The following is a 15,244-nucleotide window of genomic DNA, read 5'->3' as shown; positions in this document are numbered from 1 at the left end:
TCCCTACAGAAAGCTCCACCATCTTGAAGACTCGCATCATCGGCGCCGTCGTCGCCGTCATCCTGGCCGCGGCCGGTGGATTCGCCGTGTTGAACTACGTCAGTGGTGCCGATGCTCGTGCGGCCGAGGGCGCTGAGCTCGTCGAGGCGTACGTCGTCACTGAACCGGTGTCGCAAGGCGCCACGCTTGACGCGGTGCAGGCGGTGCTCGAAGTCGGCAATCTCCCGCGCAACGCCGTGCCCGAAGACGCCGTCACCGACCTCGCAGACCTCGAGGGGCTCGTCACCTCCGCCGACCTCTTGCCGGGCGACATCCTTCGTGAGGGTCGTTTCGTCGATCCCGCCGACGCGGCGGCGGGATCGGTCGCAGTGCCCCCGGGCATGCAGCTCGTGTCGTTCACCTTGCCGGCCGACCGAGTGGTCGGCGGCCAGGTCACTGCGGGCGATCGGATCGGGCTCGTGGGCACGGTTGACCCAGATGAGCCGGGTGGCGAAGAGGATGTCATCAATCCCATCACGCGATTCGCGTTCCACGGAGTGCTCGTGACACGCGTGCAGGGTGTGGCTCGTGTCGATCCCGAGACCGGCGAGGAGATCGACCAGAGCTCCGACGCCAACGTGATGGTCACCATCGCGCTCTCGGCACACGACGTCGAGCGCTGGGTGTGGTTCACCGAGGGTGAGTCTGCCGACTACGCGCAGATGTGGCTCACTCTCGAGAACGATGCCACAGACAACAGCGGCACTTCTCCCGTCGACGGAAGCAACGCCTGGCAGTGACGCGTTACCTCCTCGTCAGCAGAAGCGCAGAGTACGAGACCCGGCTCCGCCGGCTCTTCCGCGCCCGCCTGCAGACGCTTCCGGGGGAGTACCTCACCTTCGGCGTCGACGAGGCGGTCGACCGCGTCAGGGAAACCCCAGCGATCGCCCTGCTCGGTCCGCTGCTGACACTCGATGAGACCAAGTCCCTCTCGGTCGCCCTCGGCGAACAGCACCCGGGTATCGGTGTCGTCGTCGTCCGCGAACAGCGCTCCGACCTCGAGGACTGGGTCGAGGAGGTCGGCATGCACGCGGTGCTGAGCCCCGAGGCGACGGATGCCGCGACGGAGTCGCTCATCGGTCGGCTCGACGAATGGCTGGTGACGGCCGGCAGGGCAGTGCCGCCCGAGACGACCGACGACGTGGCCGATCCGTCCGACGGAGAGGCCACCATCTCACTCGTGGACCTGCGCATCGAACCCGAGGCGACATCGGCGGAGCCACCTGCCGCGGAGGCGGTGGTCGAGGCATCCCCCGAAGCGGTTGCCGAGCCGGCCGAACCCGAATGGACACTGCCCGACGTCGAGGGGGTGCGTACCGAGGTCATCGCCGTCGCTGCGCCCAAAGGCGGTCAGGGTAAGACCACGATGGCGGTGAACCTCGCGACAGGACTTGCCGAGGTCGCGCCGCACTCCGTCGTGCTCATCGACGCCGACCTCCAGTTCGGCGACATCGCGAACGTGCTCGATCTGACTGCGACGCGTGGCCTCGTCGAGGCGGTCGACGCGGCCGATGACGAGGTGCTGATCAAGACCCTGCTCATCCGCCACGTCGACGACTTCTTCGTCATCCCCGCGCCGCGTTCGCCCGAGCTCGCCGACACGATCGACCCCCACCGCATGGGCGCACTCATCGACCGCCTTGCGACGATGTTCCGGTACGTGGTGATCGACACGACGCCCGGGCTCGGCGAGCACACCCTGACCGCCTTGGAGCATGCGACCGACGGCATCTTCGTGACATCCCTCACCGTCGCAAGCCTGCGTGCCTTGCGCACCGAGTTCGAGTTGCTCGTGGCACTCGGGCTCCTGCCGCAGAACCGGCACATCGTGCTGAACGCCGTCGAGAAGAACACCGGACTGGTCGTTGCCGACGCGGAGCCGATCATCGGGGCAGCCCCGGACATTGTCGTGCCGAGATCGTCGGGCGTGCTGCTCGCGGCCAACGCCGGGGTTCCCCTCATCCACAACGATCCCCGTGATTCGGCGGCCAAAGCGGTGCGCACGCTCGTGCAGCGAATCGAACCCACGGCGTATCCGACCCGTCGCCGCATCCACAGGAGGAGACGATCCCAATGAGCCTCAGTGATCGCCTGAATCGGCGCGAACGCATCAACGCCACGCACGCTGCGGAGATGCCCGATGAGATCGCCCCGTCGCTGGCGGAGCTCCTCGGGTCCGGCGCGGCCGACGGCTCCGACGGATCGGGGGTCTCGACGCGCCCTCAGGCATTCGATCTTCCGGGAGACCAGGTTGCAGCGATCGCGGCGAAGTCCCACTCGAGCGGCCCCGCCGGGACCGAGGGGCACACGTCCACATGGCAGGCTGTCGCCGGCAGCGGCGTTCCGCACACACCGGCGACGATCGACCCGTTCGCCGAACTCAAGGAGCGCGCCGCGCAGGAGCTCTTCGGCCGGATCGGCGCCCGACTCAACGACCCGACACTCTCCGAGGAGAAACTGCACGGCATCGCCCGCGAGGAACTCGGGCGCATCATCGAAGTCGAGCAGGTCGCACTGACACCGGCCGAGCGCAACCGCCTCATTGCCGAGATCGGGGCCGACGTGCTCGGCTTCGGACCGCTCGAGCCCCTGCTCGACGACCCGGGTGTCAGCGAGATCATGGTCAACCGCCACGACCAGATCTACGTCGAGCGCAACGGCCGACTGTACGAATCGCCGAGCCGATTCTCGGGCGAGGCGCAGCTGCGCCGCGTGATCGAACGGATCGTCTCACGTGTCGGCCGTCGCATCGACGAGTCGTCGCCCCTCGTCGACGCCCGCCTCGAGGACGGATCTCGCGTCAACGCGATCATCCCGCCGCTCGCGGTCGACGGCTCCTCGCTCACCATCCGCAAGTTCGCGCGCACCCCGTTCACGGTCGACGATCTCATCGCCTCGGGCACGATGAGCAGCGAGATCGCGACGGTACTGGATGCCGCGGTGCGGGCGAAACTCAACGTCCTGGTGTCGGGCGGTACCGGCACCGGTAAGACCACGCTCCTCAACGTGCTGTCGGGCTTCATCCCCGGCGACGAGCGCATCATCACTATCGAGGATGCGGTCGAGTTGCAGCTGCAGCAGGAGCACGTGGTACGCCTCGAGTCCAGGCCCGCGAACATCGAGGGCCGTGGCGAGATCACGATCCGCGACCTCGTGCGCAACTCGCTTCGTATGCGGCCCGACCGCATCGTCGTCGGCGAGGTGCGTGGGGGCGAGAGCCTCGACATGCTGCAGGCGATGAACACCGGCCATGAGGGGTCGATCTCGACGATCCACGCGAACTCTCCGCGGGACGCGCTGTCGCGGCTCGAGACGCTCGTGCTCATGGCGGGAATGGACCTGCCGCTGCGGGCGATCCGTGAGCAGGTGTCATCGGCGATCGACCTCATCGTGCAGATCGCACGCCTTCGCGACGGCACTCGCCGGGTCGTCAGCCTCACCGAGATCCACGGCATGGAAGGCGATGTCGTCACCATGCAGGACGTCTTCGCATTCGACTATGGCGCCGGTCTTGATGCAGAGGGCCGCTTCATGGGTCGCGCCGAGCCGACCGGAGTGCGCCCGCGATTCGTCGAGCGCTTCGCGGAGGTGGGTATCTCGGTGCCGACCGAGGTGTTCCGCTACCAGCCGCGGCCGGGATCGCTGCTCGGGGAGATCCGATGACGGTCTTCGCCGTCGGCGCGGTCTGCGTCCTGCTTGCGCTCTTCGCGCTCGTATTCCTCGTGATCGCGCCGCCGCCGAAGCGTGTGGCCGTCGAGCGTCGCATCGCGCCGGGTGCCGAACACGTCTCGGCACTGCAGAAGGCCACCCGCCGCGCGGTCGAGACGATCGAGCAGGCGGCCGGCCAACGCGACCGTCGCATGTTCGGTAGCGAGCGGCTCGAGCTCGCCGGCATTCGCTCCGAGCCGTCGGCCTTCCTCATCATCGTGTTCGCAGTTGCCGCCGTGCTCGGCCTCATCGGCGTGCTCATCGGGTTCGGGACGTTCTGGGCGGTCGTGCTCGGCGTCCTGTTCGCTGCAGCCTCGCCGCTCCTGGTCTCGGCCTACCTGAACATCCGAACCGACCGGCGCCGAGCCCGGTTCGCAGACCAGCTCGACGACACCCTGCAGCTCGTGGCTGGCAACCTCCGGGCGGGCCACGGCCTGCTGCAGGCAGTCGACTCGGTCGCCCAACACGCCGACTCCCCGACGACGGAGGAGTTCGCGCGGGTCGTGAACCAGACACGCATCGGTCGCGATCTGGGCGAGGCGCTCGCCGACACCGCCGAACGGATGCGCTCCGACGACTTCTCGTGGGCGGCTCAAGCCATCCAGATCAACCGCGAGACCGGAGGCAACCTCAGCGAGACGCTCCAGCGCACCGCGGCCACGATCCGCGAGCGCAACCAGATCCGGCGACAGGTGAAGGCACTGAGCGCCGAGGGTCGTCTGTCGGCGACCGTGCTCATCCTGCTGCCCATCGTCGTGGTCGCTGCGGTACTGATTCTTCGGCCCGACTACCTCGCGCCCTTCGTGGAGTCCCCGCTCGGCTGGTTCGCGATCATCATCGCGATCGTGCTCATGGCCGTCGGCACGTTCTGGATGTCCGCCGTCGTCAGAGTGAAGTTCTAAGGAGCCCGCCGGTGACCCTCGTCGTCTACCTCGCCATCGCGGCCGTCGCGGTCGGCATCGGTGTGCTCGTCTTCATCGCGATCAGCGCCATCCCCTCACGGGCGGATGTCGCCGCCGTCGTCGCGCCGCCGACCGAGTCGGAGCGCATCCGCGTCGAACGGCGCACGTTCGCCGAGTCGCTGAACGCCGTCATGCCGCGCGGGTACACGGGATGGATCCAACGGAAGATCATCCACGCGGGCAAGTCGCAGCAGTGGACCGTCGGGGGGTTCCTCGTGCTCCGGCTCGCCCTGGCGGTGGTGGCCGTGTTCGTCATGGTCGCGACGATCGCGCTCTCAAAGGCTCCGCTCCAGACTGCGCTCGGCATCGTGTTCGCCGTGCTGGTGCTCGTCGCGCCCGACGTGATCCTCTCGAGTCGTGCCGACGACCGGCAGAAGGCCATCCTTCTGGCGCTGCCCGACACCCTCGACCAGATGACCATCGCCGTCGAGGCCGGCCTCGGCTTCGAATCGGCGATGGCGAAGGCGGCCCGAAACACCACCGGCCCGCTGTCGGAGGAGCTCGTTCGCACCCTCCAGGACATGTCGATCGGGCGCTCCCGGTTCGACGCCTACGCGGCACTTCTCACCCGCACCGACTGTGACGATCTCAAGCGGTTCATCCGGGCTGTGCAACAGGCCGACCGCTACGGCATCGCGATCGCCGACGTCTTGCGCGTGCAGTCGTCGGAGATGCGTGTGAAGCGTCGGCAGCGCGCCGAGGAGAGCGCGATGAAGGTGCCGATCAAGGTCGTGTTCCCGCTTGTCTTCGCGATCCTGCCGGTCCTGTTCATCGTGCTGCTCTTCCCAGCGGTCCTCGGCATCATCGGGGCGTTCTCCTGAGCTGAGCGACGAGCCCCGCGACTGGGGCGAGCCCCCTTCCGTAGGCTGGGACCACGAGCAGGGGGGTGCCGTGGCCGAGCAGCGCGTCGAGGGATGGCGCCCCGACGTGCTCGGCGACGGATACGAGCAGCTCACGCTTCCGCTCGGCGCCGACGACGAGGGCGAGGTCGTTGCCACGCTCGTGCGGTACCGGCCGAAGCCGCGGCCCTGGTACGAGTGGCCATGGAAGCCACGGCCCGCAGGCGAGGCATCCGGAACCGACGTCCTGTACGTGCACGGCTGGAGCGACTACTTCTTCAACCACGAGCTCGCCGAGTTCTGGGCCGGCGCCGGTGCGCGCTTCTTCGCGCTCGACCTGCGCAAGTACGGCCGCAGTCTCCGACCCGGCCAGACGCCGGGCTACATCACCGACCTCGCCGCCTACGACGCCGACATCGAGGCGGCGCTCGAGGCGATGGGGCACGGGGCACCCGCAACACGCACGTCGACGGATGCCGCAGCGGCGGCATCCACCAGGCCGCTCATCCTGCTCGGTCACTCGACCGGCGGCCTCACGCTGAGCCTCTGGGCCGCCCGGAACCCGGGGCGGGCCGCCGCGCTCGTGCTCAACAGCCCGTGGCTGGAGTTCCAGGGCAGCCGGATCGGTCGCGAGGCGCTCGCGCCGGTGGTCGGCTGGGGCGCTCGCGTGAATCCGATGGGGCCGATGCCGAACGTGGACCTCGGCTTCTACACCCGCACCATCGCGAAGGAGCAGGACGGCGAGTGGGAGTACTCGCACGAGTGGCGGCCGGATCCGAGTTTCCGGGTGTATCCCGCCTGGCTCACCGCCGTGCTGGCCGGCCACGCGACCGTCGCCGCCGGCATCGACGTTGGCGCACCGGTGCTCACGCTGCTGTCGGCGCGCTCGACCATCCAGCCGCGGTGGGATGACGAGATGTTCTCGAGCGATGTCGTACTCGTCGTCGACGACATCGCCGAGCGCACGCTCAGGCTCGGGCCGAACGTCACGGTCGCACGCATCGACGGGGCACTGCACGACGTCTTCCTGTCGCGCCGGCCGGTGCGGGATGCCGCCTACGGGGCAATCACGCGGTGGTTGCGCGGCTATGCGCCCAGTCGCTGACTGTCGGCTCACCGGTCCATAACGCTTGCCGATAATAACGCAGCGCGTTATTATTGCAGGGTGATTCGCTCGTTCGCCGACGATGCCACCAGACGGGTCTTCGAACGCGAGCGCGTGGCCAGGTTCGGCCACGACCTGCAGCGGATGGCACACCGCAGATTGTTGCTCATCGAAGCCGCCGATGAGTTGAACGACTTGCGGATTCCGCCGGGCAACCGGCTGGAGTCACTCAAGGGCGATCGCGCAGGGCAACACAGCATTCGCGTGAACGATCAGTACCGCATCTGCTTCAGATGGACGCCATCGGGAGCCGAAGATGTGGAGATCGTGGACTATCACTGAGGAGGTGCAGGAATGACGAAGGTGCACGATCCCATCCATCCGGGAGAGATCCTGCTCGAGGAGTTCCTCGAGCCGCTCGGCATCAGCCAGTATCGACTGGCGCTGACGATCGGAGTACCGCCTCGGCGCATCAACGAGATCGTCCACGGGAAGCGTGCGATCACGCCCGACAGTGCCCTACGTCTCTCGCGGGCGCTGGGAACGAGCGAGCGGTTCTGGCTCAATCTTCAGAATCGCTACGATCTCGATGTCGAGCTCGCGGCGCACCGACGAGACCTCGACGCGATCACGCCGCTCGTCGCGACAGCCTGAATCGAGACGCCGCGCTGAACGGCCATTCTGGCTAGCAAGGACGGCCAGGATGGCAGCGGGAGGAGGTCAGCATGGAGACGGTGAATGTGCTCGAGACGCGCAACAATCTCTCGCGGCTCGTCGCCGTCGCCGAAGCCGGGGGCGAGGTCGTGATCGCGCGACGGGGTAAGCCCGTCGCCCGCATTGTGCCCGTCGACGAAGATGGAGGCCGCTCGGCAGCGTCCTTTGCCGCGTGGCTGCTGCGCCACCACGTGCCCATCCGTGTGGCGCGGCCGATCGGTGCGATCGACCTGCAGATCGCCGAGGAGCGCGGCGCATGGAATGACCCCCGGTGATCTACCTCGACTCGTGCGTGCTCAGCAACGACGACCGGCCCCTCTGGCGAAACGCCGCGTCAGCGACCTGACGCGAACGGCCCGCGCAGCGCCGCCCACTGCAGCAGCATGATGGTCTTCGCATCGATGATGTCGACGCCGATGCGGTCGAGCGCTTCGTCGAACGGCACCTCGAGCACCTCGATGTCCTCGCCCTCGTCGGCGAGGCCGGTGCGCGAACCGTGCTCGATCGTGCCGCGCAGGTACGGCGCCGCGAAGAAGTGCAGCTTCTCGGTGACCGAGCCGGGACTCATGTACACGTCGAAGACGTGCTCGACCTCGCCGACCGGATGCCCCGTCTCCTCCTCGGCCTCGCGGCGGATCGCGGTCTCGGGGTCGTCCTCGTCGAGGAGTCCCGCCGCGGTCTCGATGAACATGCCGTCGGGGTGGTCGTTCACGTACACGGGGAAGCGGAATTGCCGTGTGAGCAGCACCGTGCGCGCGTCGACGTCGTAGAGCAGGATCGTGGCGCCGTCGCCGCGGTCGTACGTCTCGCGCTCCTCGGTCGTCCATCGGCCGTCAGCGTGCTGGAAGTCGAACGTCGTGGCCCGTGTCACGTACCAGTTCGAGGTGAGCACGCGCACATCGCGCACGCGCACGCGCGGGTTGCGGTCGAGGTCGCGTCCGACGAGGTCGAGGCCCGTGCGCCCGCGGCGGTCGGGCACGTCGACGCCGGGCTGCGCCGGCTGCGGCATCCGCTCGCTCGTCGGCGCGCCCGATTGCCCGAGCTCGGGCGCGTCGATCATGCCGTCGCTCAGCGGAAGTTCACGAACTGCAGCGCGACGTCGAGATCCTTGCCCTTGAGCAGCGCCATCGTGGCCTGCAGGTCGTCGCGGCTCTTCGAGGAGACCCGCAGCTCGTCGCCCTGGATCTGGCTCTTCACGCTCTTGGGCGCCTCGTCGCGGATGATCTTCGAGATCTTCTTCGCGTTCTCGCTGTCGATGCCGTTCTTGAGGCCCACCTCGAGGCGGAACTCCTTGCCCGACGCGTACGGCTCGCCCTCGTCGAGCGACCGCAGCGTGATGCCGCGCTTGATGAACTTCGACTCGAGCACCTCGAGCACGGCCTTCACCCGCTCCTCGGTGTTCGCCTTGAGGAGCACCTTCTCGCCCGACCACTCGACCGACGCGCCCACGTTCTTGAAGTCGTAGCGCTGCTCGACCTCCTTGCGCGCCTGGTTGACGGCGTTGTCGGCCTCCATCTTGTCGACCTTGCTCACGATGTCGAAGGTTGCATCTGCCATGCGCGCCAGTCTATCGAGGGGGCGGATGTCGCGGGCCGGCGGGTTTCAGCGGCGCAGTGGACGCCCCGGGCCGACGGGTTGCAGTGCAGCGGATGTCGCGACTCGACCCGCGAACGGCGCCTCGCGCCGGGGGCCGCGGATCGAGCGGGCGCGTCTGCAGGGTGCAACCCTGCATTCGCGACTTCTCGATTCCTCGACGATGGCGCGGGGGTGGCGGGGCCCCGCCCGCCCGGGGTGCCGTGGATCGAACGGGCGCGTTTGCAGGGTGCCACCGTGCATTCGCGACTTCTCGATTCCGAGCCACGGCGCACGGAACGCGGCAGCCTGCGCCGGCTCAGCCCGCGGGGGCCGGGCGTGCCGTCGACGATCGCACGATGAGCTCGTAGGGCAGCGGGGTCGCGGCGGGCGCGGCGGCATCCGCCTCGGGCTCCAGTTGCTCCATCAGGATCTCGACCGCCTTCTCGCCCTGCAAACGCGGGAACTGCGCCACGGTCGAGAGCCCGAAGAAGTCGGCGAGGTCGTGGTCGTCGATGCCGATGATCGAGACGTCGCGCGGCACGACGAGGCCGAGGTCGCGCGCCGCCAGGATGGATCCGATCGCCATCTCGTCGGATGCCGCGAAGATCGCGGTCGGGCGGTCGTGCGGCACGCCCAGCAGCTGCTTCGCGGCGTGGTATCCGCCCTTGATCGTGAAGTCGGCCGGAGCGAACAACCGGGGGTCGACCTCGATGCCGGCGTCGCGGAGCGCGGCCTCGTAGCCGAGCCGGCGGTTCGTGGGGAGGTGGAAGTCGAGGTCGAACTCGTGCTGGCCGCCGATGTGCGCGATGCGGGTGTGGCCGAGGCCGATGAGGTGCTCCGTCGCGAGACGCGCCACCGCGACGTCGTCGATCGTGAGCGTGCGGACGCCGGGAATGGGGCCGCCGACGCCGACGAGCGGCTTGCCGAGGTCGTGCAGCCGGGTGACCTCGCGCTCGGTGAGCTCGAGCGAGACGGCGATCACCGCGTCGACGCGCTGCCGCAGCAGGAAGTGCTCGAAGACGCTCACCCGCTCCTTGCCGTCGCCCGAGAGGTTGTAGAGCGTCAGGTCGTATCCCTTGCGGAGCAGCGCCTGCTGCGCACCCTCGAGCACCGAGGAGAAGAACCAGCGGTTCAGGAACGGGATCACGACGCCGACGTTGCGGGTGCGGCCCGACGCGAGGCTCGACGCGTTGGAGGAGACCACGTAGCCGAGCTGGGCGGCGGCCTCGACGACCTTCACCTTCGTCGCGGGCGACACGTGCCCCCGGCCGCTGAGCGCGCGCGAGACCGTCGCGGTCGAGACACCCGCGAGTTTCGCCACCTCTTCGATGCCGGCCATGTGCTCCCAATCGGTCGCACGCGCCGCGGAAATGCGGCCGCGGGCGACGTTCGATCCTATCGTTCGGGGCGTTACGGGACGGGGCCGGGGGCGCTCGGCGCTTCAGAATCGGCGGGCGGATGTCGCGGCATCCGTGGATTCGGCGAGTTGCCGCGCATTCGGGGGTCATCGTGGGGTAAAAAGGATGGTCAGGGTTGGCCCGAGGGGGCAGGCTGCCCGCCATCGCCGTAACGAAAGGAACGTTCGCGTGAAGTGGGTCAAGCGAATCGCAATCGGCTTGGTGGTGGTCTTCGCCCTGTTCTACATGATCACCCGGCCTGAGGATGCGGCGAACGCCGTGCAGGGAGCGGTCGGCGCCGTGTTCAACGCCGCCGAATCGGTGGGACGCTTCTTCACGTCGCTCGCGGCGTAGTCCTCATGTGGCGGCTGTTCGATCCCCGGGTCGAGCGCTTCCTCATCGCCGATGAGGGCGAGGTCGTGATCGACGAGGTGACCAAGCACTGGGCCGCGATGGTCAAGCCCTTCCTCGAACTCATGGTCGTGGTTCCGCTGCTCGCCCTCGTCTTCTGGCTGCCGCCGGCGCTGTACTGGGTCCCGCTGCTCGGCGCGCCGGTGCTCATCGGGCACGCGCTCTGGCGCATCATCGGCGTGCGCATGGACCGATTCGTCATCACCAACATGCGCGTGTTCCGCGTGCACGGCATCCTGTCGCAGCACATCGCGACGATGCCGATCTCGCGGATCCTCGACGTGTCGGTGCTGAAGCCGTTCGTCGGCCGCATCTTCGGCTTCGGGCACTTCATCTTCGAGTCGGCCGCCCAGGACCAGGGCCTGAAGGAGATCCGATACGTCGGCGATCCGAACGGACGCGGGCTGACCATCCAGCGGGTCATCCAGCGGTCGGGTGTGCGCGGTACGACCGTGCGGGAGCCGACGCGACCGACGTTCCTTCCCAAGGCGACCACGACGGGCGCGATGGCGGCGGTCTCGCTGCCCCCGACTTCGGGCGAATCGGGTGCCGCGCCCGGCGCCTCGGGCGAGCCGCACGCACACGTCGACCAGGACGACGTGCGAACCGGGCCCATCGAGACGGTTCTCCCGTCGGGTGGAAGGGCGGACACCTGGCCGGGGGCGGAATCCGTGGGCGTTCCGCCGGCGTCGTTCCATCCGAACCGGGTCTGGCCGCGGCCGCGGCGCGACATCCCCCAGCCGCCGGAGGATCCCGACGGCACGTAGCCGAGGGGTGGGCCGAGGCATCCGTCTCCTGCCGTGTTCCGGTCTCGGGATGCCGCGACATCCGCGACCCGGCGGCGATTTCTCGACACGCCGCAACGCGGGTATCCTTGACAGGCCCCCGGTTGTGTGAGGAACGCGGTCGGGTGCGATTGGCGAGTTACCCAAGCGGCCAAAGGGATCTGACTGTAAATCAGCTGTCTACGACTTCGGGGGTTCGAATCCCTCACTCGCCACGTTCGGGCCCCGGTTCAGCCGGGGCCCTCGTCGTTCGCCCCGACGGCGAGTTCGTGAGCGACGGTAGCGTGAGGGGATGACCCAGCACGAGACATCCGTCGCATCCGTCGCCCTGCTCGACCTGGCCCGCGATATCTCCGTACGGGCTGCGGAGTACTCGCTCGAGGCGCGACGCGCCGGAGTGAGCGTCGCCGCCACCAAGTCGACGCCGACCGACATCGTCACCGCCGTCGACCGCGACACCGAGACGCTCATCCGCTCGCTCATCCTCGACGCGCGACCCGACGACGGCATCGTCGGGGAGGAGGATGTCGCGCACATCGGCACGAGCGGCATCGACTGGGTCGTCGACCCGATCGACGGCACCGTGAACTTCCTCTATGGGATCCCGGCCTGGGCCGTGAGCATCGCGGTCGTCGAGGGAGCGGCGAGCGGCGACGTCGGCGGCACCACGCTCGCGGGCGTCGTGGTGAATCCGGTGAACGGCGAGCTCTTCGAGGCCAGCGCCGGGGGAGGGGCCCGACTCGCCGGTCGCGAGCTGGCCGTCAACGCGAACGTGCCGCTCGCGTCGGCGCTGATCGGCACGGGCTTCGGGTACGCGCCCGAGTGGCGCCGGGAGCAGGCGGCAGTGCTGCTCGAGTTGATGCCGCACATCCGCGACATCCGCCGGATCGGCTCGGCCGCGCTAGACCTGTGCGCGCTGGCCGCCGGACGGCTCGACGGGTTCTATGAGCGCGGACTCAACGTGTGGGACCACGCCGCGGGCGCGCTCATCGCTCGCGAGGCGGGCGCACGCGTCGGCGGGCCCGCGGGAGGGCGGGAGAACGCCGAGCTGCTCGTCGCTGCGGAGCCCGGCCTGTACGAGGAACTCGCGGGTGCACTGCGGGCGGCGGGCGTCGACGCGTGAGGCGAATGCCCGACCATCGGTGGAAAACGGCGATGCGCATGGCGCACGCCGACGAGAACGGTTAGTCTTTACCAACCTGTTATCTCGACAAGCCGGTCGAGATGCCCACCTCCCGGTCCGAAGCCCGTCCCCCAACGCCGAAGGTCCCATACGTGCTCGAGTCCCCCCTCGTGCCCGACGGTTCTGCGCCAGGCACCCAGGTCCCATTGCGGCCTGAGCGACCCCTGACCCGACGCGAGATGCGTGAGCGCGAGGCGGCCGCACTCCGGCTCGACGGTGAGCGGGCGGGAGCTCCCCAGGGCGGGGCCGCACACGGGGTGGCGCCGACAGGGGTTCCGCCGCAGGGCGGGGCGCAGTACGGCACGGCCTCGCACGAATCGGCCACGCAGGGCGTGACGCCGCAGAGCGTGGCGCCGCAGAGCGTGAGCCAACGCGGCGTGGCCACGCAGGGCGTCGACCGCCCCGTCACGTCCGAACCCGCGCGCGACGTGTTCGGCTCCGACCAGCCGAGGGCGCAGCGGCCGGGGTTCGACGACCTGTTCGCTGCGGCCGTCCCCCCGACGCCCGCCTCGGCCCCGAGCGCCGCGTATCCGACGCCCGCCGCGCATCAGCCGTTCGCCGCCCCTTCGCGTCAACCGACAGCCCCGTCGCATCAACCGACCGCCCCGTCGCATCCGGCCGTCGCCCCGTCGCATCCGATTCCCGGCACCGCTGCCGCCTCGCCTGCTCCCCTCCGGCGCACCGCCCACCAGACCCCGCTCCCGACCCCCGAGGCCGAGCAGACCGACCGCCCCGTCGGCCGCAGCTCGGCCTCCGCCGTTTCCCCCCGGCACGATTCCGATCCCGGCTTCGACGCGCTCTTCGCCGGCCTCGACGATGACGAGCCCGACGAGGCGCCCCGCGGCAACGGCAGCCGTCCGCCCCGTTCCGGGCGACCGAGCCGCGCCGACCGCAAGGCGGCGAAGGCCGAGAAGGGCATGAAGGCCGCCAAGTCGGCGAAGGACTCCAAGTCGGCCAAGCCCGCCAAGGGCGGCGCGGTCGGACCGCGTCGGACCGGCGCGATGCCGACCCCGCCCGTCGCGCCCGCGGCCGACCTCGCGGCACTCGTGGGCGGTGCCGCGACATCCGGTTCCGCCGCGTCGACGGCGGCGGTTCAGGCGACCGGTGCCGCCGCCGAATTCGCCGCGGCACTCTCCGCGGCGGCCGGCGTGCGCACCTCCGCGCCCACGCCCCCGTCGCCATCCGTGCCGCCAGTGGCGTCGGCCTCTCCCGCCAGGTTGCCGTCGGCCTCTCCCGTCTCGTTGCCGTCGGCCGCGCCCCCGCCGACGGAGTCGCGTCCACCCGCGCCGGCCCCGCTGACCTTCGACCTGCCGGCCCGCCGCGAAGCCGCCTCCGGGCAGATCGGTTCGACGACGGATGCCGCATCGGATCTGTTCGGCTTCACGGTCGAGCCGGCGGATGCCGCTGCCGATCTCTTCGGCTTCGCGACCGATCCCGCCGTCGAGCGAGACGGCGTCGAGCGTGCCGCCTCGACCGCGACCGCCGCCCCGACCGCGACCGCCGCCCCGACCGCGACCGCCGCCCCGGCCCCGGCCCGGCGGGCCGGCGCATCGCGCGCGCCGCGCGATCCGGGTTCCGCGCCGCAGAGTCCGTCCCGCGACGCGCGCAGCCTGCAGCGCGCCGCACGCGACGCCGCCAGGTCGGCGGGGCCGCGTACCAAGAAGGTGCGGGTGCGGATGCCTCGCCCGCAGTCGCGCCCCGCGACATCCGCCCCCGTTCGCCGCAGGGGAGGCCGCTTCCTGGGAAGCGTGGTCGCGATGAGCTTCGCCGCGCTGCTCGCCGTCGCGACGACGATCCCGTCGTTGTCGCTTCTGACGCCGGCCGATGTGCAGGCGCTCGCGATGTCGAGCACGTACGCGCCCGGGCCTGACGGCCAGCGCGTCGAGCTGAACGGCGACATCGTCGCGCAGAACGTGCAGCGCGAGGGCTACGCGTCGCAGACCATTGAGGAATACGCCAGGGCTGCCGGCATCCGCCCCGAGGCGACCTTCACGAACAACCCTGCGGGCACCATCCAGTGGCCGTTCGCGGTCGGCGTGCACATCGGCGACCAGTTCGGATACCGCGACTGCTGGGGCTGCTCCTCGAACCACGGCGGCCAGGACTTCAACCCCGGCCTCGGGGCCGAGATCCAGGCGATCGCCGACGGCGTCGTCTCCGTCTCGACCGACGCCGGCGGTTCCCTGGGCGTCGTGATGATGATCGACCACATCATCGACGGCGAGCTCATCACCAGCGTCTACGCGCACATGGAGTACGACTCCCGGCGCTTCGAGGTGGGCGACACCGTGTACGTCGGCGACGTCATCGGCACCACGGGCGACACGGGCATGTCCACCGGGCCGCACCTGCACTTCGAGATCCGCGTCGGCGGGGTCGACGGCACCAAGGTCGACCCGCTCGAGTGGCTCTACGCCAACACGAACTGATCGCCCGCCGGGCTTTCGGCGCACTGACGAAAACACATGAGAATCCGGTGTTCGAGCGCTGTGGCGACCCCATGACCCGGATTCTCATGTAGTTCTG

General features: G+C 69.5%; 16 protein-coding genes and 1 tRNA gene. 14 read left to right on the top strand and 3 right to left on the bottom strand.

The window, feature by feature from the left end; genetic code table 11:
• Positions 1 to 23 precede the first annotated feature (23 nt).
• The 9 genes from EZM51_RS10025 to EZM51_RS09985 all read left to right on the top strand — a co-directional run bounded on the left by EZM51_RS10025 (position 24) and on the right by EZM51_RS09985 (position 7,642).
• Positions 24 to 779, top strand: a complete 756-nt coding sequence (locus EZM51_RS10025) for an RcpC/CpaB family pilus assembly protein (RefSeq protein ID WP_136708128.1) — start codon at positions 24 to 26, stop codon at positions 777 to 779.
• A complete protein-coding gene (locus tag EZM51_RS10020) occupies positions 776 to 2,116 on the top strand; it encodes an AAA family ATPase (protein WP_136708127.1) in 1,341 nt (446 codons plus the stop codon). Before EZM51_RS10025 ends, EZM51_RS10020 begins: the two co-directional genes overlap by 4 nt.
• A complete protein-coding gene (locus EZM51_RS10015; RefSeq protein ID WP_248305576.1) occupies positions 2,113 to 3,702 on the top strand; it encodes a CpaF family protein in 1,590 nt (529 codons plus the stop codon). Before EZM51_RS10020 ends, EZM51_RS10015 begins: the two co-directional genes overlap by 4 nt.
• The gene (locus EZM51_RS10010) at positions 3,699 to 4,649 is read left to right on the top strand and encodes a type II secretion system F family protein (protein WP_136708126.1); all 951 of its coding nucleotides are present in this window, start codon (positions 3,699 to 3,701) and stop codon (positions 4,647 to 4,649) included. Before EZM51_RS10015 ends, EZM51_RS10010 begins: the two co-directional genes overlap by 4 nt.
• A gap of 11 nt (positions 4,650 to 4,660) precedes the next feature.
• Complete coding sequence (locus tag EZM51_RS10005) at positions 4,661 to 5,530, top strand: type II secretion system F family protein (RefSeq protein WP_248305575.1); 870 nt, start codon at positions 4,661 to 4,663, stop codon at positions 5,528 to 5,530.
• Positions 5,531 to 5,600: 70 nt separating this feature from the next.
• On the top strand, positions 5,601 to 6,653 hold the full coding sequence (locus EZM51_RS10000) for an alpha/beta hydrolase (protein WP_136708125.1): 1,053 nt from the start codon (positions 5,601 to 5,603) through the stop codon (positions 6,651 to 6,653).
• A gap of 60 nt (positions 6,654 to 6,713) precedes the next feature.
• Positions 6,714 to 6,995, top strand: a complete 282-nt coding sequence (locus tag EZM51_RS09995) for a type II toxin-antitoxin system RelE/ParE family toxin (protein ID WP_136708124.1) — start codon at positions 6,714 to 6,716, stop codon at positions 6,993 to 6,995.
• Between the two features lie 12 nt (positions 6,996 to 7,007).
• The gene (locus EZM51_RS09990; RefSeq protein ID WP_136708123.1) at positions 7,008 to 7,307 is read left to right on the top strand and encodes a HigA family addiction module antitoxin; all 300 of its coding nucleotides are present in this window, start codon (positions 7,008 to 7,010) and stop codon (positions 7,305 to 7,307) included.
• Positions 7,308 to 7,387: 80 nt separating this feature from the next.
• On the top strand, positions 7,388 to 7,642 hold the full coding sequence (locus EZM51_RS09985) for a type II toxin-antitoxin system prevent-host-death family antitoxin (protein ID WP_211195879.1): 255 nt from the start codon (positions 7,388 to 7,390) through the stop codon (positions 7,640 to 7,642).
• 59 nt (positions 7,643 to 7,701) lie between these two features.
• Here the strand turns inward: EZM51_RS09985 and EZM51_RS09980 are convergent, their stop codons facing one another.
• From EZM51_RS09980 to EZM51_RS09970, 3 genes are all read right to left on the bottom strand, one after another.
• Positions 7,702 to 8,427, bottom strand: coding sequence for an NUDIX domain-containing protein (locus EZM51_RS09980; RefSeq protein WP_349236063.1), 726 nt, complete (start codon positions 8,425 to 8,427; stop codon positions 7,702 to 7,704).
• Between the two features lie 8 nt (positions 8,428 to 8,435).
• Positions 8,436 to 8,924: a YajQ family cyclic di-GMP-binding protein gene (locus tag EZM51_RS09975; RefSeq protein WP_136708121.1), complete on the bottom strand. Its 489-nt coding sequence runs from the start codon at positions 8,922 to 8,924 to the stop codon at positions 8,436 to 8,438.
• Between the two features lie 334 nt (positions 8,925 to 9,258).
• Positions 9,259 to 10,281 (bottom strand): LacI family DNA-binding transcriptional regulator, encoded by a 1,023-nt coding sequence (locus tag EZM51_RS09970; protein ID WP_136708120.1) that lies wholly within the window; start codon positions 10,279 to 10,281, stop codon positions 9,259 to 9,261.
• A gap of 247 nt (positions 10,282 to 10,528) precedes the next feature.
• On the opposite strand from EZM51_RS09970, the gene EZM51_RS20540 reads away from it, so the two are divergent.
• From EZM51_RS20540 to EZM51_RS09950, 5 genes are all read left to right on the top strand, one after another.
• Positions 10,529 to 10,693, top strand: coding sequence for a hypothetical protein (locus EZM51_RS20540; protein WP_169053856.1), 165 nt, complete (start codon positions 10,529 to 10,531; stop codon positions 10,691 to 10,693).
• 5 nt (positions 10,694 to 10,698) lie between these two features.
• Entirely contained in the window at positions 10,699 to 11,517 is an 819-nt protein-coding gene (locus EZM51_RS09965; protein WP_136708119.1) for a PH domain-containing protein, read from the top strand.
• A 151-nt stretch (positions 11,518 to 11,668) separates the two neighbouring features.
• Positions 11,669 to 11,750 (top strand) — tRNA-Tyr (locus EZM51_RS09960).
• 77 nt (positions 11,751 to 11,827) lie between these two features.
• Positions 11,828 to 12,658, top strand: coding sequence for an inositol monophosphatase family protein (locus EZM51_RS09955; protein WP_136708118.1), 831 nt, complete (start codon positions 11,828 to 11,830; stop codon positions 12,656 to 12,658).
• A 239-nt stretch (positions 12,659 to 12,897) separates the two neighbouring features.
• Complete coding sequence (locus EZM51_RS09950) at positions 12,898 to 15,147, top strand: peptidoglycan DD-metalloendopeptidase family protein (RefSeq protein WP_136708117.1); 2,250 nt, start codon at positions 12,898 to 12,900, stop codon at positions 15,145 to 15,147.
• Positions 15,148 to 15,244: the final 97 nt, after the last annotated feature.

The sequence above is a fragment of the Agromyces sp. H66 genome (assembly GCF_004959775.1).
Lineage (GTDB): Bacteria > Actinomycetota > Actinomycetes > Actinomycetales > Microbacteriaceae > Agromyces.
Note: the sequence above shows the minus strand (reverse complement) of the source record. Positions and strands in the feature narration are given on the sequence as shown.

Excerpts from the sequence above, each read along its gene's own strand:
- EZM51_RS10015 (WP_248305576.1), top strand. The coding sequence starts at position 2,113 with ATGAGCCTCAGTGATCGCCTGAATCGGCGCGAACGCATCAACGCCACG.
- EZM51_RS10010 (WP_136708126.1), top strand. The coding sequence starts at position 3,699 with ATGACGGTCTTCGCCGTCGGCGCGGTCTGCGTCCTGCTTGCGCTCTTC.
- EZM51_RS09990 (WP_136708123.1), top strand. The coding sequence starts at position 7,008 with ATGACGAAGGTGCACGATCCCATCCATCCGGGAGAGATCCTGCTCGAG.
- EZM51_RS09980 (WP_349236063.1), bottom strand. The coding sequence starts at position 8,427 with ATGATCGACGCGCCCGAGCTCGGGCAATCGGGCGCGCCGACGAGCGAG.
- EZM51_RS09975 (WP_136708121.1), bottom strand. The coding sequence starts at position 8,924 with ATGGCAGATGCAACCTTCGACATCGTGAGCAAGGTCGACAAGATGGAG.
- EZM51_RS09970 (WP_136708120.1), bottom strand. The coding sequence starts at position 10,281 with ATGGCCGGCATCGAAGAGGTGGCGAAACTCGCGGGTGTCTCGACCGCG.
- EZM51_RS09965 (WP_136708119.1), top strand. The coding sequence starts at position 10,699 with ATGTGGCGGCTGTTCGATCCCCGGGTCGAGCGCTTCCTCATCGCCGAT.
- EZM51_RS09955 (WP_136708118.1), top strand. The coding sequence starts at position 11,828 with ATGACCCAGCACGAGACATCCGTCGCATCCGTCGCCCTGCTCGACCTG.
- EZM51_RS09950 (WP_136708117.1), top strand. The coding sequence starts at position 12,898 with ATGCGTGAGCGCGAGGCGGCCGCACTCCGGCTCGACGGTGAGCGGGCG.